Source organism: Burkholderia savannae (assembly GCF_001524445.2).
Taxonomy (GTDB): domain Bacteria; phylum Pseudomonadota; class Gammaproteobacteria; order Burkholderiales; family Burkholderiaceae; genus Burkholderia; species Burkholderia savannae.
Window position 1 is genome coordinate 3,053,329 of record NZ_CP013417.1, and the last position, 21,635, is coordinate 3,074,963.

At 69.9% G+C, this 21,635-nt stretch carries 15 protein-coding genes and 2 pseudogenes; 9 read left to right on the top strand and 8 right to left on the bottom strand.

Annotation, left to right across the window (positions count from 1 at the left end; all coding sequences use genetic code 11):
• Window positions 1-253: 253 nt before the first annotated feature.
• Complete coding sequence (gene fusA, locus WS78_RS15075) at window positions 254-2,368, top strand: elongation factor G (RefSeq protein ID WP_059581496.1); 2,115 nt, start codon at window positions 254-256, stop codon at window positions 2,366-2,368.
• A gap of 686 nt (window positions 2,369-3,054) precedes the next feature.
• Here the strand turns inward: fusA and WS78_RS37590 are convergent.
• Complete coding sequence (locus tag WS78_RS37590; protein ID WP_226377152.1) at window positions 3,055-3,288, bottom strand: hypothetical protein; 234 nt, start codon at window positions 3,286-3,288, stop codon at window positions 3,055-3,057.
• 294 nt (window positions 3,289-3,582) lie between these two features.
• Here WS78_RS37590 and WS78_RS15085 point away from each other — a divergent pair, with 294 nt between their 5' ends.
• Window positions 3,583-5,553 carry a hypothetical protein gene (locus WS78_RS15085; RefSeq protein WP_063889463.1) on the top strand — a complete coding sequence of 657 codons (1,971 nt, stop codon included), beginning with the start codon at window positions 3,583-3,585 and terminating at the stop codon, window positions 5,551-5,553.
• Window positions 5,554-6,158: 605 nt separating this feature from the next.
• Here WS78_RS15085 and WS78_RS15090 read toward each other — a convergent pair.
• Window positions 6,159-7,004 (bottom strand): aldo/keto reductase, encoded by an 846-nt coding sequence (locus WS78_RS15090; RefSeq protein ID WP_038752052.1) that lies wholly within the window; start codon window positions 7,002-7,004, stop codon window positions 6,159-6,161.
• 167 nt (window positions 7,005-7,171) lie between these two features.
• On the opposite strand from WS78_RS15090, the gene WS78_RS15095 reads away from it, so the two are divergent.
• Entirely contained in the window at window positions 7,172-7,918 is a 747-nt protein-coding gene (locus WS78_RS15095) for a GntR family transcriptional regulator (protein WP_038752055.1), read from the top strand.
• Between the two features lie 21 nt (window positions 7,919-7,939).
• Here the strand turns inward: WS78_RS15095 and WS78_RS15100 are convergent, their stop codons facing one another.
• A complete protein-coding gene (locus WS78_RS15100; RefSeq protein WP_059581487.1) occupies window positions 7,940-9,337 on the bottom strand; it encodes a CoA transferase in 1,398 nt (465 codons plus the stop codon).
• 161 nt (window positions 9,338-9,498) lie between these two features.
• Between WS78_RS15100 and WS78_RS37595 the strand changes: the two are divergent.
• The 3 genes and pseudogenes from WS78_RS37595 to WS78_RS15115 all read left to right on the top strand — a co-directional run.
• Window positions 9,499-9,981 (top strand): annotated as a pseudogene (locus WS78_RS37595) (MerR family DNA-binding transcriptional regulator); the annotation flags it as partial.
• 120 nt (window positions 9,982-10,101) lie between these two features.
• On the top strand, window positions 10,102-11,541 hold the full coding sequence (gene mdtD, locus WS78_RS15110) for a multidrug transporter subunit MdtD (protein WP_059581477.1): 1,440 nt from the start codon (window positions 10,102-10,104) through the stop codon (window positions 11,539-11,541).
• Between the two features lie 486 nt (window positions 11,542-12,027).
• Window positions 12,028-13,302: an EAL domain-containing protein gene (locus tag WS78_RS15115; protein WP_059581473.1), complete on the top strand. Its 1,275-nt coding sequence runs from the start codon at window positions 12,028-12,030 to the stop codon at window positions 13,300-13,302.
• A gap of 78 nt (window positions 13,303-13,380) precedes the next feature.
• On the opposite strand, the gene WS78_RS15120 is transcribed toward WS78_RS15115, so the two are convergent.
• The 3 genes from WS78_RS15120 to WS78_RS15135 all read right to left on the bottom strand — a co-directional run bounded on the left by WS78_RS15120 (window position 13,381) and on the right by WS78_RS15135 (window position 16,410).
• Window positions 13,381-13,986: a class I SAM-dependent methyltransferase gene (locus tag WS78_RS15120; RefSeq protein WP_038752145.1), complete on the bottom strand. Its 606-nt coding sequence runs from the start codon at window positions 13,984-13,986 to the stop codon at window positions 13,381-13,383.
• A 771-nt stretch (window positions 13,987-14,757) separates the two neighbouring features.
• Window positions 14,758-15,873: a 2-dehydropantoate 2-reductase gene (locus WS78_RS15130; RefSeq protein WP_059581469.1), complete on the bottom strand. Its 1,116-nt coding sequence runs from the start codon at window positions 15,871-15,873 to the stop codon at window positions 14,758-14,760.
• 9 nt (window positions 15,874-15,882) lie between these two features.
• Window positions 15,883-16,410: an Mpo1 family 2-hydroxy fatty acid dioxygenase gene (locus WS78_RS15135; protein WP_038752067.1), complete on the bottom strand. Its 528-nt coding sequence runs from the start codon at window positions 16,408-16,410 to the stop codon at window positions 15,883-15,885.
• 105 nt (window positions 16,411-16,515) lie between these two features.
• On the opposite strand from WS78_RS15135, the pseudogene WS78_RS15140 reads away from it, so the two are divergent.
• Together WS78_RS15140 and chrA are read left to right on the top strand one after the other, a co-directional pair.
• Window positions 16,516-17,262, top strand: a pseudogene (locus WS78_RS15140) (Crp/Fnr family transcriptional regulator); the annotation flags it as partial.
• 284 nt (window positions 17,263-17,546) lie between these two features.
• Entirely contained in the window at window positions 17,547-18,752 is a 1,206-nt protein-coding gene (chrA, locus tag WS78_RS15145) for a chromate efflux transporter (RefSeq protein WP_059581466.1), read from the top strand.
• A 562-nt stretch (window positions 18,753-19,314) separates the two neighbouring features.
• On the opposite strand, the gene WS78_RS15155 is transcribed toward chrA, so the two are convergent.
• Complete coding sequence (locus WS78_RS15155; RefSeq protein ID WP_226377153.1) at window positions 19,315-20,352, bottom strand: hypothetical protein; 1,038 nt, start codon at window positions 20,350-20,352, stop codon at window positions 19,315-19,317.
• Here WS78_RS15155 and WS78_RS37600 point away from each other — a divergent pair.
• Window positions 20,339-20,908 carry a hypothetical protein gene (locus WS78_RS37600; RefSeq protein WP_226377154.1) on the top strand — a complete coding sequence of 190 codons (570 nt, stop codon included), beginning with the start codon at window positions 20,339-20,341 and terminating at the stop codon, window positions 20,906-20,908. The genes WS78_RS15155 and WS78_RS37600 overlap by 14 nt on opposite strands.
• Before the next feature lie 130 nt (window positions 20,909-21,038).
• On the opposite strand, the gene sodB is transcribed toward WS78_RS37600, so the two are convergent.
• The gene (gene sodB / locus WS78_RS15165) at window positions 21,039-21,617 is read right to left on the bottom strand and encodes a superoxide dismutase [Fe] (protein WP_038752078.1); all 579 of its coding nucleotides are present in this window, start codon (window positions 21,615-21,617) and stop codon (window positions 21,039-21,041) included.
• Window positions 21,618-21,635: the final 18 nt, after the last annotated feature.

The following is a 21,635-nucleotide window of genomic DNA, read 5'->3' on the forward strand; positions in this document are numbered from 1 at the left end:
GCGGGCGACGCGCGCCGCCCGCCTCCGCCCGTGCCGCGACAGAAAGCCGGCCGCGCGCCGGCTTTTTCGCGCGCGCCGTTTTCGTGCACGGACGAGGCGCTCGAGCGTTCGCCGACGCGCGGGACTTGATTGCCGATGCATCGCCCGCATCTGCAAAAGCCCCGAGCAAGCGCTATGCTTTAAGTCTCGCAAGAGCGACGGCGCCGGCCGCACCGGCCGGGCCGTTTCCGTCCAGAACCATCAGGAGGTTCACGTGCCCCGCAAAACCCCCATCGAGCGCTATCGCAACATCGGTATCAGCGCTCACATCGACGCCGGCAAAACCACGACGACCGAGCGCATCCTCTTCTATACCGGCGTGAGCCACAAGATCGGCGAGGTTCACGACGGGGCGGCCACGATGGACTGGATGGAGCAGGAGCAGGAGCGCGGCATCACGATCACGTCCGCGGCGACGACGGCGTTCTGGAAAGGCATGGCCGGCAATTATCCCGAGCATCGGATCAACATCATCGACACGCCGGGCCACGTCGACTTCACGATCGAAGTCGAGCGCTCGATGCGCGTGCTCGACGGCGCGTGCATGGTCTACGACTCGGTGGGCGGCGTGCAGCCGCAGTCCGAAACCGTCTGGCGCCAGGCGAACAAGTACAAGGTGCCGCGCATCGCGTTCGTCAACAAGATGGACCGCGTCGGCGCGGACTTCTTCCGCGTGCAGCGGCAGATCGGCGAGCGCCTGAAAGGCGTCGCCGTGCCGATCCAGATTCCGATCGGCGCGGAAGAGCATTTCCAGGGCGTCGTCGATCTCGTGAAGATGAAGGCGATCGTCTGGGACGACGAAAGCCAGGGCGTCAAGTTCACGTACGAGGACATCCCGGCGAACCTCGTCGAGCTCGCGCACGAATGGCGCGAGAAGATGGTCGAGGCCGCGGCCGAGGCCAGCGAGGAACTGCTCGAGAAATACCTGACCGACCACAATTCGCTGACCGAGGAAGAAATCAAGGCCGCGCTGCGCCAGCGCACGATCGCCAACGAGATCGTGCCGATGCTCTGCGGCAGCGCGTTCAAGAACAAGGGCGTGCAGGCGATGCTCGACGCGGTGATCGACTATCTGCCGTCGCCCGCCGACGTGCCCGCGATCCTCGGCCACGATCTCGACGACCACGAAGCGGAGCGTCATCCGAGCGACGACGAGCCGTTCTCCGCGCTCGCGTTCAAGATCATGACTGATCCGTTCGTCGGCCAGTTGATCTTCTTTCGCGTGTACTCGGGCGTCGTCGAATCGGGCGACACGGTGCTGAACCCGACGAAGGACAAGAAGGAACGGCTCGGCCGAATCCTGCAGATGCACGCGAACGAGCGCAAGGAAATCAAGGAAGTGCGCGCGGGCGACATCGCGGCGGCGGTCGGCCTGAAGGAAGCGACGACCGGCGACACGCTGTGCGATCCGGGCAAGCCGATCATCCTCGAGAAGATGGAGTTCCCCGAGCCGGTGATCTCGCAGGCGGTCGAGCCGAAGACCAAGGCCGACCAGGAAAAGATGGGCCTCGCGCTCAATCGCCTCGCGCAGGAAGACCCGTCGTTCCGCGTGCAGACCGACGAGGAATCCGGCCAGACGATCATCTCCGGGATGGGCGAGCTGCATCTCGAAATCATCGTCGACCGGATGAAGCGCGAGTTCGGCGTGGAAGCCACGGTCGGCAAGCCGCAGGTCGCGTATCGCGAGACGGTGCGCACCGTCGCCGAGGATGTCGAGGGCAAGTTCGTCAAGCAGTCGGGCGGCCGCGGCCAGTACGGTCACGCGGTGATCAAGCTCGAGCCGAACCCCGGCAAGGGCTATGAATTCCTCGACGAGATCAAGGGCGGCGTGATTCCGCGCGAGTTCATTCCGGCGGTCAACAAGGGCATCGAGGAGACGCTGAAGAGCGGCGTGCTCGCGGGCTATCCGGTCGTCGACGTGAAGGTGCACCTGACGTTCGGCTCGTACCACGACGTCGACTCGAACGAAAACGCGTTCCGCATGGCCGGCTCGATGGCGTTCAAGGAAGCGATGCGCCGCGCGAAGCCGGTGCTGCTCGAGCCGATGATGGCCGTCGAGGTGGAGACGCCCGAGGACTTCATGGGCAACGTGATGGGCGACCTGTCGAGCCGGCGCGGCATCGTGCAGGGCATGGAGGACATCGCGGGCGGCGGCGGCAAGCTCGTGCGCGCCGAGGTGCCGCTCGCCGAGATGTTCGGCTACTCGACGTCGCTGCGCTCCGCCACGCAGGGCCGCGCGACCTACACGATGGAGTTCAAGCACTACGCGGAGACGCCGGCGAACGTGTCGGAAGCGGTCATCAACGCGAAGCAGGTCCGCCGCGGCTGAGCGGCCGGCTTGCGAGGCCGTGCGGCGGCGGCATCGCGCCGCGCGGCCCATGAAACGAAAGCCCGTCCGGAAACGGACGGGCTTTCGTTTCGGCACGCGCCGCCCGGGCATCGACGAGGCCACGGCGGAGCGTTCACGCCGCCCGCCTCGCGACGAGGCGTCGTCTCCCCGCCACGCTCGGCGCGGCGCTGACCGCGGTCGCGCTGCGTGACCGCTTCGACACCTTTCAACACGTTTTGCGATATAGGCGGCGCAAGCGCACCGCGCACGATATCCGTAACGTTCCCGCTCGGGCTGGCAGGCCTGAACCGCGCGATCCCGCAGAATCGCGCGGCGGCATAACCCCGCCGCACGCCGGACGCTGCGGACTCGGCCGGCACGCATGCGCATCCGCGGGCTTCTTCGCCCGCTTCTTCGCGCGCTTGGCGCGCCCGCGGCTCCGGTTCGTTTCGACTAGCCGGAACAGGTATCCGGCCGCCGTGCCGGCCGGCTCGGTTTCAATTCTGTAACCAAACCCGCCTCCTTGCGATCGACGCCACACCGGCGAGCCAGGACCTGCCGCGCTTCCGGATTCCGCCGTTTCCCGCGCGGATCATGGCCCCAATGACGCCGATCGGATCGACGGACGACGTGCCGATGAGCCGCGCGCGCGGCCGGGAGACGGGCGATCCGCAGCGCGAGCATCTTCACGACGCGAGCACAACGGTCGTGCCCTCGACGCGCGCATGCGCGATCGGCGGCATCCAGGCGGCCTCCCTGCTCGCCCACACGCTCTCGCCGCCGGGCGCGGAGCGCAACCCGCTCGACGCGATCGGCGAGAGGGTCGGCGCGATCGGATGTGGGATCGCCGCGCTGTTCCTGGCCTGCCGGATCGCATCGATCCTGCGCCGCCGCTCGCGGCGCGCGGCCGACGCGTCCACGCGCGGACCTTCCTCCCGACGTTTCATTTCGGAAACAAAACCGCTTCTCCGATGTTTCAGCGCCGCGTTCGCGAAGCGCCCACGCCTTGCTCGATGGGCGTGAGCGGCCGATGGCACGGTTATCGCAGTGAGGGGCGCGCACGGCGGGCCCGCGTGCCGATCGACGCGGCCGGCTGGTCTCGCACCAGTCCGGACGAGATCGGCCACTGAAACGACAACGCATCTTCCGGCCCCCGGGCAACACACGCATAAAACCGCGCGGCAACACGGACCGCGCGCTTCGGGAGACCCATGATGCACAAGACGAAACAGCCGTACCGCGCGGCGGGCCGATGCTATCGCGCGACCTTGCTGGCGGCGGCCGCATTCGCGTACTGCTGCGGCTCGTATGCGCTCGCGCAAGAAATCATGCCCGCGGGGCCGAGCGCCGCGCAGTCACGCGACGACGCGCCGCTTTCCGCACCGTTGCCGGTTGCGCAAAACGCGACGCAGGCCGGCGCGCCGGATGTGTCCGCCAATGCGGACGTCGCGATGCCGCCGGCGGAACTGGCGTCGCCCTGCTCCGCCGATCCGGCAGCGTGCGAATCCGTGCTTCATCTCGCCAACGGCGCGGGGGGCAACGGCGAGCACGGAATCGGAACCGGCGGCAGCCCGGGCAATGGCCGTGGAAGCGGCGGCAATGGAAACAACGGGGATGGCGCCGTCGGGCCGGCTGGCATCGGGGGCGGCGCGACGACAGGTTCGACCTCCGGCGGCACGACCGGCACGGGCCGCGGCAGCGGTAACTCCGCGGGCAACGCATCGGGCATCGGCAACGCCGGCGGCGGACATTCGGGTGGTGGTACGTCGGGTGGTGGTGCTGCGGGTGGTGGTGCTGCGGGTGGCGGCACTTCGGGCGGCGGCACCTCGAACGGCGGTGCTTCGGGCGGCGGCACTTCGGGTGGAGGCACTTCGGGCAGCGGCACCTCGAACGGCGGTGCTTCGGGTAGCGGTGCTTCGGGTGGCGGCGCTTCGGGTGGCGGTACTTCGGGTGGAGGCACGTCGGGCAGCGGCACCTCGAACGGCGGCACTTCGGGTGGCGGCGCTTCGGGTGGCGGCACTTCAAGCGGCGGCACGTCGGGCAGCGGCACCTCGAACGGCGGTGCTTCGGGCGGCGGCACTTCGGGTAGCGGCACTTCGGGTAGCGGCACTTCGAGTGGCGGCACTTCGAGTGGCGGCACTTCGAGTGGCGGTACTTCGGGTGGCGGTACTTCGAGTGGCGGTACTTCGAGTGGCGGTACTTCAAGCGGCGGCGCGTCGGGCAGCGGCACCTCGAACGGCGGTGCTTCGGGCGGCGGCACTTCGAGTGGCGGTACTTCGGGTGGAGGCACTTCGAGCGGCGGCACGTCGAGCAGTGGCCATGGTGGACACAGCGGCGGTAGCGGCGGCGACAGCGGTGGGGGTCACGGCAACGGCGGCGGAAATAGCGGTGGCAGTCAAGGTAGCGGCGGCAATGGCGGTGCCGGTAACGGTGGTGCCAACGGCGGCGGCAACGGAGGCAATGGCGGTGGCGGTGGCAACGGTGGTGGTCACGGTAACGGCGGAAGCAACGGCAATGGCAGTGGTGGTGCCGCCAATGGTGGCAACGGCGGCACCGGTAACGGTGGCGGCAATGGCGGCAGCAACGGCGGCCATGGCAACGGTGGCAGCAGTGCCGGTGGTAACGGCAACGGCGGCAGCAACGGCAATGGCGGCACCGGTAACGGTGGCGGCAATGGCGGCAGCAACGGCGGCCACGGCAACGGTGGCAGCAGTGTCGGTGGTAACGGCAACGGCGGCAGCAACGGCAATGGCGGCACCGGTAACGGTGGCGGCAATGGCGGCAGCAACGGCGGCCACGGCAACGGTGGCAGCAGTGCCGGTGGTAACGGCAACGGCGGCAGCAACGGCAATGGCGGCACCGGTAACGGTGGCGGCAATGGCGGCAGCAACGGCGGCCACGGCAACGGTGGCAGCAATGCCGGTGGTAACGGCAACGGCGGCAGCAACGGCAACGGCGGCACCGGCAACGGTGGCGGTCATGGCAACGGTGGCAGCAACGGCAATGGCAACGGCAGTGGTGGCGCCGGCAATGGTGGTGCCAACGGCGTTGGCAACGGCAATGGCAGCAGCAACGGCGGCCATGGCAACGGTGGCAGCAGTGCCGGCGGCAGCGGCAACGGCGGCAGCAGCGGCGGCCATGGCAATGGCGGCGGCGGCAACGGCGGCCACGGGAACGGCCACTGACCTGCGGCGGCGCTCAGGTCAAAGCGCCGCGAGCGCACGTGCCGCGCAGTGGGCGAAGGTGCGCGCCGAGCCGCGCGCCATTCGTCATCGCACGATACGGTATCGAGCGCGGCGCGGTTCTCGCGCGCGCTCGATCACTGCCGCCGTCGTGGCCGCGAACGCGCCAGGCTGGACGGGCACCATATGAGCGCGCGGCGCACCCACGCAATCTCGTCCAGCAACGAACGCTTCGGCAGGCGCGGCGCGCGTGGTCGATCGGACGATACGGCATCGATAACATCCGACGCACCACGAGCCGCGGCGACAGGTCGATTTCCGATCCGCGCGCGCGCAATGTTGTAGAGAATCTGTTGGGTCGCGCCTGCCGCACCCCATGCGTCGTCGACGAGTTCTCGATGTCTGCCGCGTCGAAACAGCTCATGCCCCGGCGGCGAACATGGCGCTGTGCGGCCCATGAGACGAAAACCCGTCCAACAACGGACGAGCTTTCCGTTACCCGCCCGCGGGCGGGCGATCCGATCGGTCAGGCGCGCCGCGCGGCCCACGCACTGCGCGAGCCGCCGCCCGCCCGCATCGATCGCGTCTGCGCGACGTGCGCTGCGCGGCTACAGCATTTCGAGCGGCCGCTTGCCGCGCGGCGGCTTGAAGTGCGCGTCGAGCCGCGCGAGCTCCTCTTCGTCGAGCGCGAGGTCGAGCGCCGCGCGATTGTCGCGCACATGCTCGACGCTGCCTGCCTTCGGAATCGCCAGAACGTTCGGTTGCCTAAGCACCCACGCGAGCGCGACGCGCATCGGCGATACGCCACGCCCGCGCGCGATGTCGTCGAGCGCGGTGCGCTTCGGAAGGCGCATGTGATCGATCGGGCTGTACGCCATCGCCGGCATCTCGCGGCGCGCGAGCCACGGCAGCAGATCGAACTCGGGGCCTCGGCGCGCGAGGTTGTAGAGGATCTGATTCGTCGCGCAGACGCCGCCGCCCGCCTCGGCGGCGAGCGCTTCCATGTCGTCGACGTCGAAATTGCTGACGCCCCAGTGGCGGATCTTGCCCGCGTCGCGCAACGCCTCGAAGCCCGCGATCGTCTCGGCGAGCGGAATCGCGCCGCGCCAGTGCAGCAGATACAGATCGACGCGATCCGTGCGCAGGCGCTTCAGGCTCGCGTCGCACGCGGCGACAACGCCCGCGCGGCTCGCGTGATGCGGCAGGACCTTGCTCACGATGAACAGCGCATCGCGCGCGCCGGCGAGTGCTTCGCCGACGAGCGTCTCGGTCGCGCCGTCGCCGTACATTTCCGCGGTGTCGATGAGCGTCATCCCGAGCTCGACGCCTTCGCGCAGCGCGGCGATTTCGGCCGCGCGCGTCGCGGGCCGCTCGCCCATTTCCCAGGTGCCCTGCCCGAGCTTCGGTATGCGTTCTCCTCCGGGCAACGCGACGGTGTCGAGCATGCTGGCCATATCGTTCCTCGTCACAGGTTCGGATGCGGTGCGCGTCGCGCGCGGCCCGCGAGTGATTCGTCAGTGTAGCGACTCGCGCGGCCTCGGACGGCGTTCGGCGCAAAAACCGGGTATAACCGCGGCACGCGATGTCTTAGAATGGCCGCACTGTTTTCTACGTCCACTCCATGAAGCCATCGACGGAAGACCGCTGGTCCGACCTGCGCCCCGACCCCGACAACGACACGCCGCTCTACCTGCAACTCGCCCGCAAGCTGGGCGACGCGATTCACGACAACCGCTGGGCCGCGGGCGAAGCGCTGCCGTCGGAGCGATTGCTCGCGGAGTCGCTCGGCGTGTCGCGGATCACCGCGCGCAAGGCGATCGCGCTCCTCGTCGAGCAAGGGCTGATCCGGCGCACGCAAGGCGCGGGCAACTTCATCCAGCCGCGCTACGAAGATCCGCTGTCGCGGCTGTCGAGCTTCAGCGAGATGCTCAAGCGCCGCGGCTTCACGCCGAGCTCGACGTGGCTTTCGCGCGAGATCCAGCCCGCGAACCGCGACGAGGTGATCCAGCTCGGGCTGTCGCCCGCCGCGTCGGTCACGCGCCTGAAGCGCCTGCGGCTCGCGGACGGCATCGTGATGGCGGTCGAGAACTCGACGTTTCCCGCAACGATCGTCCCCGACCCGCAGGCGATCGGCGATTCGCTGTACAGCTATCTCGAACAGCGCGGCACGCCGATCGTGCGCGCGCTGCAGCACTTTCGCGCGGTCAACGCGACCGACGAGATCGCGCGGCAGATGGGCATCGCGCCGCACGACGCGCTCCTTCTCATCACGCGGATCGGCTTCACGCACGATCAGCGCGCAATCGAGCTCACCGACACTTACTGTCGAAACGATTATTACGATTTCGTCGTCGAGCTGCGCAAGTAGGCCGCGCGCCGCAAGCACGCGTCACGGCAGCCAGCGCGGCGCGTCGCTGCCGGGCGGCACGGGCCCGCGCGAAAAGCGCGGCGGCGTCGCCGACAGCGTCTCCGCGTGCCGCACCCCGCGCACCGCGCCGAACGGCGACGCGAGCGCGTCGTCGAGGCAGTCCTGAACGTCGTCGAGCGTCGTGTCGCGCATGCGCTCGCCGCCCTCGACGATGCCGAACGATTGCAGCCATCGCCCCGTCTGCGCGAGCGACACGCGCACGTGCCAGCTGCCGCCCTCGCGCGCGCGACGCACGAGCGCCGTCATCGCGCCGAACGCGGCGAGATAGCCGGTCGCGTGATCGAGCGCCTGACACGGCAATGGCCTCGGCACGCGCCCGCCCGCCGCTTGCCGCTCGACCCACGCGATGCCGCTCGCCGACTGCACGAGACTGTCGAAGCCGCGACGCGACGCCCACGGGCCGCCGTAGCCGTATGCGCACACCGATACGCAGACGATGCCCGGATGCCGCCTCGCGAGATCGCGCGCGCCGAAGCCGCGCGCATCGAGCGCGCCGGGCCGGTACGACTGCACGAACACGTCCGCTTGCGACGCGAGCGCATCGAGCGTCGCGCAGCCCGCCGCGTCGCGCAGATCCACGAACGCCGCGCGCTTGCCGCGACCGTTGTCGATCGCGAACGCGGGAATGTTCGGCAGATGCGGGCCGGTGACAACGAGCGCCTGCGCGCCGTGCGCGGCGAGCGTGCGCCCCGCGACCGGCCCCGCGATGATTCGCGTCAGATCGAGCGCGCGCACGCCGGAAAGCGGCTGCCCGGCCGCGCCCGCGCCGATCGGCCGCGGCGGCGCGTCGCCCGTGCGTTCGATCTCGAAGAGCGGCTCACACGCGAGCGCCCGCGCCTGCTCGTGCGCGCGCCATTCTTCGGGAGACCGTATCAGCGCCGCGCACCACCCTGCGTCGGCGAGCGCGGCATCGAGCGCGTCGCCGTCCCAACCGCGAATCGCGGCCGCGACCTGCGCGCGTTCGCCGCCGCAGCCGAGCACGTCGAGCACGCCTTGCAGGTGATGCGGGAAATTCGCGTGCAGTTGAATCCAGCGCGCGTCGCGCGTCTCGTAGAAACCGGTGACGGGATGCCTCGGCTCGGGCGGCGCGCGGCCGTCGACGCGCAGATACCGTTCGCTGCGAAACGCCGCGAGCGCATGCCGCACCGACACGCGAACCCGCTGTGCGCGCCCCGTTCGCAAGCGATCGCATTCGGCGGCGGCAAGCCCCGCCGCCGCGATCGACGCCGCCGCGAGCGCGCCGATTCGATGCGCCGACGGCAGGCACGGATCGTCGCCGTCGAGATCCACGCGTTCGAGCGCGGCCGGATCGCCGTCCGCGAGATGCCACAGATGCGTCAATGCGCGCCGGGGATTCATCGCAGCGGCCTCGTCGTGGTGTGCATGCAAACGAGTCTAGAATTGCGTGCACGCGCATTCAATCCCGAATGCGCGCATCCATGCGCGGCGCGCGGCCGCCACGCGAGCGTCGGCGCGCACCGCGCCCGAACGTGCGCTCTTCGACACGAAGAACTGCCGACATGCCCCGCTTGAGCGCGATCGAAGCCGCGCGACTGCTCGGCGTCAGCGTGACGACCCTCTACGCATATATGTGAGCCGCGGCCTGCTGCGCTCGCGCGCCGACGGCGCGAGCAAGCGCCGCTATTACGGCGCGAACGAGGTTCGCCTGCTCGCGCGCCGCCGCGCGGACGCTAAGCGCGCGGGCAACGCCGCCGAGCGCACGCTCGACTGGGGCGTGCCCGTTCTCGAATCGCGGACCACGCAGATCGCGGACGTCGCGCTCAACTATCGCGGCCGCGATGCGATCGCGCTCGCGACGACGGCGACGCTCGAGGAGGCCGCCGCGCTGCTGTGGGACTGCCCGCTCGCGCGCGTGCAGGCGGCGCCCTTCGCCGCGCCGTCGTTCGACGCGGCGCGCTGGCACGGCGCGATCGATCCATGGCGCGATCGCCCGCCGCTCGAGCGCGCGCTCGCGCTGCTGCCCTTCGCCGCGCCCGCGGCCGTCTTCGTGCAAGGCCGCGGGCGCGGCGATCTCGCGCACCGCCCCCGTTACTGCACGCATCGCCGGCTTTCCCTACAATGTCGGCTGCCCGCCCCGAACGCGCCCGCCGCGCCTCGCTTTCATGTTCCAAGCCCCGCCCGCCGTCTCCCCGAGCGAAAAATCGCTGACCGTGATGCTGTGGCTCGTCGCCACCGGCTTCTTCATGCAGACCCTCGACGCGACGATCGTCAACACCGCGCTGCCGTCGATGGCGGCGAGCCTCGGCGAATCGCCGCTGCGGATGCAGTCGGTCGTGATCGCGTACTCGCTGACGATGGCCGTGATGATCCCGGTATCCGGCTGGCTTGCCGATACGCTCGGCACGCGCCGCGTGTTCTTCAGCGCGATCCTGATCTTCACGCTCGGCTCGCTCCTGTGCGCGAACGCGCGCACGCTGCCGCTCCTCGTCGCGTTCCGCGTGATCCAGGGCATCGGCGGCGCGATGCTGCTGCCCGTCGGACGGCTCGCCGTGCTGCGCACGTTTCCCGCCGAGCGCTATTTGCCCGCACTGTCGTTCGTCGCGATTCCGGGCCTGATCGGCCCGCTGATCGGGCCGACGCTCGGCGGCTGGCTCGTGAAGATCGCATCGTGGCACTGGATCTTCCTCATCAACGTGCCGGTCGGCATCGCGAGCTGCATCGCGACGTTCTACTCGATGCCCGACGCGCGCAATCCGGCCGCGGGCCGCTTCGACCTGAAAGGCTATCTGCTGCTGACGATCGGGATGATCGCGATCTCGATGTCGCTCGACGGCCTCGCCGACCTCGGCATGCAGCACGCGATGGTGCTCGTGCTGCTGATCCTGAGCCTCGCGTGCTTCGTCGCGTATGGCCTCTACGCGGTGCGCGCGCCGCAGCCGATCTTCTCGCTCGAGCTCTTCAAGATCCACACGTTCAGCGTCGGCCTGCTCGGCAACCTGTTCGCGCGCATCGGCAGCGGCGCGATGCCGTATCTGATTCCGCTGCTGCTGCAGGTGAGCCTCGGCTACGGCGCGTTCGAAGCGGGCCTGATGATGCTGCCCGTCGCGGCCGCGGGGATGTTCTCGAAGCGGATCATCACGGTGCTCATCACGCGGCACGGCTATCGCAAAGTGCTGCTCGCGAACACGATCATGGTCGGGCTGATGATGGCGAGCTTCGCGCTGATGAGCGACGCGATGCCGGCCTGGCTCAAGATCGCGCAGCTCGCCCTGTTCGGCGGCTTCAACTCGATGCAGTTCACCGCGATGAACACGCTCACGCTGAAGGATCTCGGCACGGGCGGCGCGAGCAGCGGCAACAGCCTGTTCTCGCTCGTGCAGATGCTGTCGATGAGTCTCGGCGTGACGGTCGCGGGCGCGCTCCTCGCGACATTCACCGGCATGATGCGAAGCGTCACGCCGACGCACTCGCTGCCCGCGTTTCACGCAACGTTCATCTGCGTCGGCATCATCACCGCCGCGTCCGCGTGGATCTTCGCGCAACTGTCCCCCGACGTGCGCGGCGCCGCTCGGCGCAAGACCGACCCGTCCGAGCGCGCGTGACGCGAACGCGGCCGCCGCCGCGACCGACGAACGTGCAACCGGCATGGCGGAGGCGGCGCACGGCGCACGAGCGGCGGGGAGCGCGGCGCGCGGGCGTTTGCGCGCGCGACGGTCGCGAAAGGTGCGCGGCCGCTTCGGTGCGCCGCTTCGCACGCCACGCATGCGCGCCGCGAACGCGTTCGCGTTCGCGTCCGAGCGTCCGAACCTCTGAGCGAACAAGCCGTTACGCATCCGAGCGTCCGATTGTCGCAGCGCAACCCGCCGCGACGCGCGTCGCCGCCCGTCCACCGGCCCATCGCGACGCCGCCGCGAATCGCCCCAGGGGCCGCGCGCCCGGCTTTCGCGCCATCGCGAAGCGCCGCGCACCACACGGGTGCACGCCCCCCGCTCGGCGCGCGATGCTGCGGCACGCCGGAGCGCCTTTTTGCGCACAGTTCTTGCTCGCCTATTCTGTAGGTAAACTGACGGTTCTCAAGCAGCCGAATCATGAGCATGATCGACATCGATCCCCCCAGCTTCCAGTCGCCGCGCCCGATCGCGGGCGACGACGGCAACCGGCGCACCGTGCTGTACGGCGACTACACCGTATTCAGCGTGTTCCAGCCGGTGTTCTCGGTGTCGCATCGCCGCGCGATCGGCTACCACGCGTCGCTGCGCGCGCACGACGCGCACGGCAACCAGGTGCCGTCGCACGAGGTGTTCACGCAGGCCGCGCGCCGCGGCGATCTGCTCGAACTCGGCCGCCTCGCCGAATCGCTGCATCTCGGCAATTTCCACACGTTCGACAGCCACGACGAATGGCTCTTCCTGAGCCTGCATCCGGCCGCGCTGATGGACACCGTCTACGGCGACGCGCTCCTCGCGAACCTGAAGGCGCTCGGCCTGCCTGCGCAGCGCGTCGTGCTCGAAGTGCCCGAGCAGGCGGGCGGCGAGACGCCGCGCTTCGCGGCGATCGTCGACGGGCTGCGCAAGGCGGGCTTTCTGATCGCGCTCGGCGGCTTCGGCGCGAAGCATTCGAACATCGACCGCGTCTGGCACCTGCATCCGGACATCGTCACGCTCGATCGCGGCATCCTCGCGCAGGCGAGCGAGCATTCGCACCTCGAGCGCGTGCTGCCCGGCCTCGTGTCGCTGCTGCACGAATCGGGGCAGCTCGTGCTGATGGGCGGGATCACGACCGAGCGCGAGGCGCTCATCGCGCTCGAATGCGACGTCGATTTCGTGCAAGGGCAGTACTTCGCCGGGCCGAGCGTCGAGCCGGTGCAGCCGCAGGTCGCGGCGTCGATCATGGATACGCTGTCGGCCGCGCTGCGGCTGCGCGTCGCCGAGCGTTCGCGCGCGCAGGACGCGCGCCTCGCGCCGTACGTCGCCGCGCTGCTGCAGGCGAGCGCGCTGTTGCGCGAAGGCCGCGACCTGACCGAAGCGTCGAAGGAACTGCTCGAACTGCCGGAGGCCGCGCGCTGCTTCCTGCTCGACGCGTCGGGCCGACAGATCGGCGACAACGTGCTGCCGCACGTGCATGCGTCGCAACGCGCAAAGCGCTTCAGCCCGCTGCTGCATTCGGAAGGCGCGAGCTGGGAACGGCGGCCGTACTTCATCGAGGCGATGCGCGTGCCGGGGCGCGTGCACTTCACGCCGCCCTATCTGTCGATCAACGAAGCGCACCTGTGCGTGACGGCGTCGATCGCGACGCCCGCCGCGCAAGGCATGCAGGTGCTGTGCGTCGACGTCAACTGGGAAGCGGCCGCGCACCGCGACTAGACCGGGACGGGCGCTCGCCCGCCGCCGCTTCGCTCCTGGCCGCGCGTCGCTGCGCCGTTCGCGCGCACGACGCGACGTTCAGCCGGCCGCGCGAGCGCGCTTTCTGACGACGAGCCGGCGCACGCACTTGCCGGACGACTCGCTCACCTTTTCCTGTTCGAACAGCACGTCGCATGCGTCGCCGAGCGCCGCGTGCACGCGCGCGGGCTCGACGACCGCGTAGAGGCGACCGCGCCCGTCGCGCTGCGCGCCGTCCGACGCCACGCGCCAGCTCAGATACAGCGTGCCGCCCGGCGCGAGCAGCTCGACGAGCCGCGCGAGCGCGGCGTCGACGTCCTGGCTCGGCAGATGCATGATCACCGTCTCGCATAGCACGTTGCGGAACGCGCCGGACGGCACGCCCGCGAGCGCGGGCAGCAGCGCCTGCTCGAAGCGCAGCGCCGGGTGGCCGCGCCGCGCTTCGGCGACGAGCGACGCGCTGCCGTCGTAGCCGCATGCATCGAAGCCGCGGCTCGCGAGCCACGCGACGTCGCGGCCCGCGCCGCAGCCGATGTCGACGGTCGACCCGGGTTCGAAGTAGCGCTCGAGGAGCGCGTACATGTCGTCGGGCGCGGGTTGTTCGGCCCATTCGCGTGCGTAGTCGGCCGCGTGGCGGTCGTACGCGTCGAGCGTCGTGCGGTCCATCGTCGTCTCCTCGGCGGGCGGCTGCGCATCGGCTCGCGGGGCGCGGGCGCGCGCTCGCGTCATGGTAATCGCCGCGGGCGCTTCGCGCATGCGGACGTCGCGCAGGCGAGAGGCGCGGCGACGATGGCGTCGATGCGGCGACTACGAGATTCGGCACGCGGGCGCGGCTCGCCGCGCGTTGCGGCGGTTGGTGTCGATTGCGTTGGTGCGGATGTGGACTTCGACTTCGAAAGTGGCGTTGGCGTTGATGTTGGTGGCGTCGGCCGCCCCGGCCGATGCACTCGGTCGCGTGCATGAACGGCAAGAGATCCGCCCGGGACGGCCGTGATGCGATAGCCGCCGACGAGCCAGAAGCCGTCGACCATTGAGCACCGGCTGTTGCCTCCACTCTGTCGGCTGTCGCCTGTCGCCTGTCGCCTGTCGCCTGTCGCCTGTCGCCTGTCGCCTGTCGCCTGTCGCCTGTCGCCTGTCGCCTGTCGCCTGTCGCCTGTCGCCTGTCGCCTGTCGCCTGTCGCCTGTCGCCTGTCGCCTGTCGCCTGTCGCCTGTCGGCCAGCATGATAAATCGACTGCGCCGGCGATCAACATCCGATCTTCGACGATGCCCTATCGGCCGTCGCCGAACCGGCGATCGAACGAATCACGGGCGGCCGGTCATCGCCGCATCGAACCGCGCGGCGCGACGCAATCGAAGCGCCGCGTTCCGACAACCGCGCGGCACCACGCGCGAGCGTCCTCGCACCGCCCCGTCCTGCGCCGCAGCCGTAGCCGTGCTACCCCGCCCGCGCCGCCGCGCGCAAGTCGGCATAGAGCGCATCACCGCCCCACGCCGGCCGCGCCTGCGCCCGCTCAGCCTCGTGCACGAGCGCGCACAGGCGCGCGTTGACGGGCGCCGCGCGCCCGAGCCGCTGCGCAAGATGCACGATCTCGCCGTTGATCCAGTCGACCTCGGTCGCCCGCCCCGCGGCCAGGTCGTCCGACATCGACGAGCGCGCGAGCGGATCGATCTCGAGCATCTGCCGGCCAAGCCGCGCGAACCACGCGTCCGGCACGCTCAGGAATCGCGGCACCCACGCGGCGGGCAGCGGCGTGAGCCGCGCCGGGCGGATTCCCGCCGCCGACAGCAGCCGCAGCGCCTCCGTCTGCGCGAGCGCGAGGCAGCGCCGATAGCCGCGCGCGGCAAGCTCTTCCTTCAGCGGCCGGTTCGCGAGCGCGTTGATCGCGTTGTTGAGATTGAGCAGCAGCTTCGCCCACTGGACGGCGCGCATGTCCGCGCGCGGCACGAGCGGCAGCCCCGCGCGCTCGAACGCGCCGGCGAAACGTTGCAGCGCGGGCGCGGCCTCGACTTGCAGCTCGCCCGCCGAACCTTGATGAAAACCGCCCGCGCCGCGCGCGATCACGTTGAACGGCACCATGCCGGCGAGCACGGTCGCGCCAGGCAGCGCGGCGCGCAGCGCGTCCGCGTTGCGCACGCCGTTCTGGAAGCTGACGACGATCGCGCCAGGCCGCACGACGCGCGCGAGCGCGGCGGCGACGGCAGGGGTCGCCGCCGATTTCACCGTCACGAGCACGAGCTCGGCGGCCGCGGCAACGTTGGTGTTGGCGCTGGCGCTGGCGTTGGTGCTGGCGTTGGTGCTGGCGTTGGCGCTGGCGCTAAGGTCTGCGTTAGCGTTCGCATCCGCGTCGGCATCGACGGTCGAGAACGCGATCGCGGAAGGCGGCACGCGCGCGTCACGGCCGCGATAATCGGACAGCGCAAGACCGTGCGCGCGCAATTCGGCACCGATCCGCTCGCGGCCGATCAGCGCGACGTCCGCGCCGCCCGCGAGCAGCCGACCGCCGATGTAGCAGCCGACCGCGCCCGCGCCGTAGATGCAGATCGTCGCCATCGACGCGAATCAGACGCGCGCATTGCGCGCGCCGGCGCGCACCGTCCCGACGCGCCGCTCGATCTCGTCGCGCACTTCGCCGCGCAGCCCGACGAAAAACGCGACTTCCGCGACGACGAACAGCGGCCCGACGATGAGCCCGACCAGATCGTCGACGAACGCGGGCTTGCGCCCCTCGAAGTAATGGCCGACGAACTGGATCACCCAACCGACGAAAAAGAGCCCGAGACCCGCGCCGAGCCAGAGCGCGGTCGTCTGCGCGGCGAGCGCGCGGCCGGCCCAGAGGCTCAGCGCGAGCAGCACGGCCATCGCGGCGCCGAAGCGCAGGTCGAGCCGCAGATAGAAGATCGCCGCCGCGAGCGCGACGAGCGCCGCGGGCGTGAGCGCAAGCGCGCCCCACGCGGCGAACGCCGGCCGCGACAGCAGCACGGTCACCGCGACGACGATCATCGGAATGCCGACGAGATGCGTCGCGATGTTGCGCGCGTCGCGATGATAGGCCGCGTACTGCGCGAGTTGATCGACCAAGGTTCTCATCGTGTCTCCTCCTGACGCCTGATGTTCGATGCCGGTTGCGAGTGAGCGCTATCATGCCCGTCACGCGACGATTTCTCTGTCAGCTACCCGACACCCCCACGGCCGATGCATCCGCTCCTCGAACCCTACCGCTCCCAGCTCGACGCGCATCCGTGGTTCGGCGCGCTGCCCGCCGAGCTGCGCGATGCGCTCGCCGCGGCCGCGACGCCGCGCCGGCTCGCGGCAGGCCAGGTCCTGTTCCGCCGCGGCGACGCGCCGTGCGGGCTCTACGCGGTGCTGGGCGGCGCGCTGTCGGTGGGCGCCGTCGACGCGAGCGGCAGGGAGGCGCTTCTCACCGTCGCCGGGCCGACGACGTGGTTCGGCGAAATCGCGCTCTTCGACGAACTGCCGCGCACGCACGACGCGATCGCGCTCGAGGACGCGCTGCTCCTGCACATCCCGCAAGCTGCGCTGCAGCAATTGCTCGACGACACGCCGCGCTACTGGCGACATTTTGCGCTTCTGATGGCGCAGAAGCTGCGCATGTCGTTCCTGAACGTCGAGGCGCTCACGCTGCTGCCCGCCGCGCAGCGGCTCGCGGCGCGGCTGCTGATGATCGCCGAAGGCTACGGCGGGATCAGCGCGCGGCATCGGCGCATCAGGCTGTCGCAGGAGCGGCTCGGCGCGATGCTGTCGCTGTCGCGGCAAACCGCGAACCAGCTGCTCAAGGATCTCGCGGCGCGCGGCGTCGTGAAGCTGCACGTCGGCGAAATCGAGATCATCGACCTGGACGCGCTATGGGCGGCGAGCGGCGCGGCGGATCGCGCGGAAGGCGGCGCGCGCGGCGTGGGCGACGCGGGGAACGCCGGCGATGGCGCGCGCGGCGGCGCGCGGCGGCCAGGCGATGCACGGGCGTCCGGCGACGCGGACGTCACGGATAACGCGGACGCCGCGAAAGACGCGAAAGACGCAAGCAACACGAACGACGCGGAAAACGCGAACGACACCGACGACGCGAGCCGCGCGCGCGCCTCGCGCGGCCAGCCGTAGCCGCAAACAGCGGCGGCAGGATCGGAATCCGCGCACCCGTGCGGCGCTCCCTGCGCGTCCGCTATCATCGCGTATCGCCCTCCGTCCGCACGCCCGACCGCCACCGTATGCACGCATCCCGCTCCGCCCCCGGCCGCGCCTGGCCCGTCTTCGTCGCGTTCCTGCGCCTCGGCCTCACGTCGTTCGGCGGTCCGATCGCCCACCTCGGCTATTTCCGCGACGAATTCGTCGTGCGGCGGCGCTGGCTCGGCGAGCGCAGCTACGCAGACCTCGTCGGCCTCTGCCAATTCCTGCCCGGCCCCGCGAGCAGCCAGGTCGGCATCGCGATCGGCCTGTCGCGCGCGGGCTACGCCGGCGCGTTCGCCGCGTGGGCCGGCTTCACGCTGCCGTCCGCGCTCGCGATGATCGCGTTCGCCTACGGCATGGCCGGCGCGACCGGCCATGCGCTCGCGCCGGGCGCGCTGCACGGGCTGAAGATCGTGTCGGCGGCCGTCGTCGCGCAGGCGGTCTGGGGCATGGCGCGCAATCTGTGCCCCGACGCGCGGCGCGTGACGATCATGACGATCGCGACGGGCGCGGCGCTCGTCGCGCCGTCGACGTGGACGCAGCTCGCCGTCATCGCGGCCGCGGGCTGCGCGGGGCTGCTGCACGTCGATCCCGCGCGCGACGGCGCGCACGATCCGCTGCCGATCGCGCTGCGCCGCCGCACGGGCGCATGCTTGCTCGCGCTGTTCGGCGCGCTCCTGATCGGCCTGCCGCTCGCCGCGCGCGCGTCGGGCAGCCACGCGCTCGCGATCGTCGATGCGTTCTATCGCGCGGGTGCACTCGTGTTCGGCGGCGGGCACGTCGTGCTGCCGCTGCTGCAGGCGTCGGTCGTCGCGCCCGGCTGGGTCGGCGGCCAGACGTTTCTCGCGGGCTACGGCGCCGCGCAGGCCGTGCCCGGCCCGCTCTTCACGTTCGCCGCGTTTCTCGGCGCGTCGATGAAGGATGCGCCGTCGGGCTGGCTCGGCGGCGCGCTCGCACTCGTCGCGATCTTCGCGCCGTCGTTCCTGCTCGTGGCGGGCGCGATTCCGTTCTGGGAGCGCTGGCGAAAGAACGCGCGGATGCAGGCGGCGCTCGCGGGCGTCAACGCGGCCGTCGTCGGGCTGCTGCTCGCCGCGCTCTATCAGCCGGTGTGGACGGGCGCGATCCTCGCGCCGCGCGACTTCGTCGCCGCGCTCGTCGCGTTCGTCGCGCTCACGTTCTGGCGCGTGCCGCCTTGGATCGTGGTGATCGGCGCTTGCGTCGCGGGGTGGGCCCTCTTTTCCGCGTGATCGGATTGCATCGACCACCCGATCGGCCGATTGCGGCACGCAAATCGTCGCCGGTGGTCGGATCGGTGGATCGGTGGATCGGTGGATCGGTGGATCGGTGGATCGGCGGATCGGCGGATCGGCGGATCGGCGGATCGGCGGATCGGCGGATCGGCGGATCGGCGGATCGGCGGATCGGCGGATCGGCGAATCGGCGAATCGGCGTATTGAAGGAACGAAGGATCTGAGGATCGTCGAACGCGGCTCGACGACGACGGCCGCCGCTGCGGCGGCCACGCCTGCGCGCACCTCGTTGATCGCGCGCGCATGCCCGCCATCGATCGGATGACGCAACGACATCACGGAAAGGGATGCGGAATTGCGCTGCGGGATCGGGCGCGCGATTGCGCATCGCCTTGGCGTCGCCGATGCCGCGCGCGCCGGCGCGATCGCGCCGTGCGCCCCCGCGCCGCCGTCGCCGGCGGCGCGGGCGGGCGAGCCGGACGCGCTCCGTCGAACGCATCCGGCCGCCATTGCCGAATCCGGCGGGCATTCGATGCCGCCCGCCGGATTCACGCCCCGATCAGGGGAACGCCTTCGTCCCGAGCAGCGCCGTGACCGCAAAGCCGGAGACGTTCGTCTCCAGGTCCGGCGAGCCGGGGAAGTCGTGGATGCCGTACGTCTGCGGATCGAGCACGTTGTTGACGATCCACGGCAGCGTCGTCGACGGCGCCTGCATGCCTTGCGTCGGCGCGCCGAGCAGCAGGATCACGTTGGACAGCGCATAGGCGGGATCGGTGGACGGCGAGCGGATGCTGCCGTCGGCGGCCGTCTGGTTGATCATCCACTGAATCGAACCCATGCTCTGCGTATTGGCGCCGAACACCCACGGCAGGTAGCCCTGCGGGAAGATCGTGTCGATCCCGAGATCCGCGTCGAGCGGAGCGCCCGTGTCGCGGCCGACCGAATAACGCTGCGCGTCCGTCATGTAGAACTGCGACGGCACGTTGGCCTTCAGGAACGCCGCCTTCGCCGCGTAGTTCGGATTGTCCGGGAACAACAGCCCGCCCGCGTTCATGCCGAGATAGACATCGCCCTGATCCGCCGCGTACTCGTACGGCCAGAACTGCCACGTGGTGCTGCCGACGGGCAGTTGCCACGAGCTGCCCGAGTAGCCGCTCGGGTTGATGTTCTTCGCCAGAACGAAGTCGAGCGCCGCCCGCGCGTTGGCGCCGTATTGCGTCACGAGCGCCGTGCTGCCCGTCAGTTGACGGTCGAGGTAGAGCAGATAGACGAAGAGCGCGGACGTCGCGTCCACGCCGCGCACGTCGGCGATGCCGGCGCCGGGCGACGTCGGGATCGCGTCGTACGGCGGCGTCATCGAATACGCGTAACGCCAACTGCCCGTCCACGCCGGATCGGTCATCTCCTCGCGTGCGGCGAGCCACGCGATGCCCTTCTCGAGACCGTTCAGATACTTGGCGTCATGGGTGGCGCCGTAGGCGGCCGCCAGGCCGATCAACGCGTACTCCATGTCGGAGTCCGTATTGGCGGTGGCGGTGCCGGCCTCGTCCGGAATCGCGCCGTTGACGTCCTGCTGCGCGAGGATGAAGTCCGCCATCTGCAGCGCCATCGTGCTCTGCGTGCTGCTGGTGCCGCCGCTGCCGCTGGTGCTGCCCGTACTGCCGGTGGTGCTGGTGCCGCCGGTGCTGCTGGTGGTGCCCGACTTGCCCTGGCCATGCGGCGATTTGAGCACGCTCGCGCTCGCCCCGTCGCCCGAGCCGTCCGAGCCGCCGCAAGCGGCGGTCATCAGCGCGACGGATGCGCAAAGCGTTGCACCGATCAAGGTGCGAGTGCCTCGTGAAAGTGCCATGTTGTCATCTACCTTTTCTAAGAAGAAAGAAAAGCACCGCGCCCCCCCGGACGCGACGGCACACAAGATGCCGGGCGACGATGAAATCACCGTCGCCCGGCGAAACGGGACGTGGCGAGCCAACGCCACGCCCCGAAAAAAATGCGATGGAACCGCAATCGCTCACGCAGAGCGCGCGGTGAACGGACGGATCGGCCGGCCGTCGCGATGCGTCCCCCGACGAGCGCATGCGGCCCGCTCGTCGATGCCGAAACTCACGGCCATCGGCCAATCCGCTGATGTAACGTCAACGCAATGCAAGTAGGGTGAGCCCCCGTTAAAGGCGAAAAAAAAGCCCTCCGGCGGAGGGCTTTTTCTTCGAGACGGATTCGAAATCTTGTCACTGCGTATCGCTCGATTCTTTTCCGAATTGAATTCGTCGGATGACGGGCCGCTTACGCGAAGTTCTTCGCGGCGAAGTCCCAGTTCACGATGTTCCAGAACGCCTCGACGAACTTCGGACGCGCGTTGCGGTAGTCGATGTAGTAAGCGTGCTCCCACACGTCGATCGTGAGGAGCGGCTTGTCGGCCGTCGTGAGCGGCGTCGCGGCGTTGCTCGTCGACACGATGTCGAGCGAACCGTCCGCCTTCTTCACGAGCCACGCCCAGCCCGAGCCGAACGTGCCGACCGCCGCCTTCGTGAACGCTTCCTTGAACGCGTCGAACGAGCCCCACTTCGCGTTGATCGCGTCGCCGAGCGCACCCGTCGGCGCACCGCCGCCGTTCGGCGACAGGCTGTTCCAGAAGAACGTGTGGTTCCAGATTTGCGCGGCATTGTTGAAGATGCCGCCCGACGACTTCTTCACGATCTCTTCCAGCGACAGGCTCTCGAACTCGGTGCCGGGAATCAGATTGTTCAGGTTCGTCACATAAGCCTGGTGATGCTTGCCGTAGTGAAACTGGATCGTCTCCTGCGAGATGTGCGGAGCGAGCGCGTCTTCAGCGTACGGCAACGGCGGGAGCGTATGAGCCATGATCGGTTCCTTCGAAGT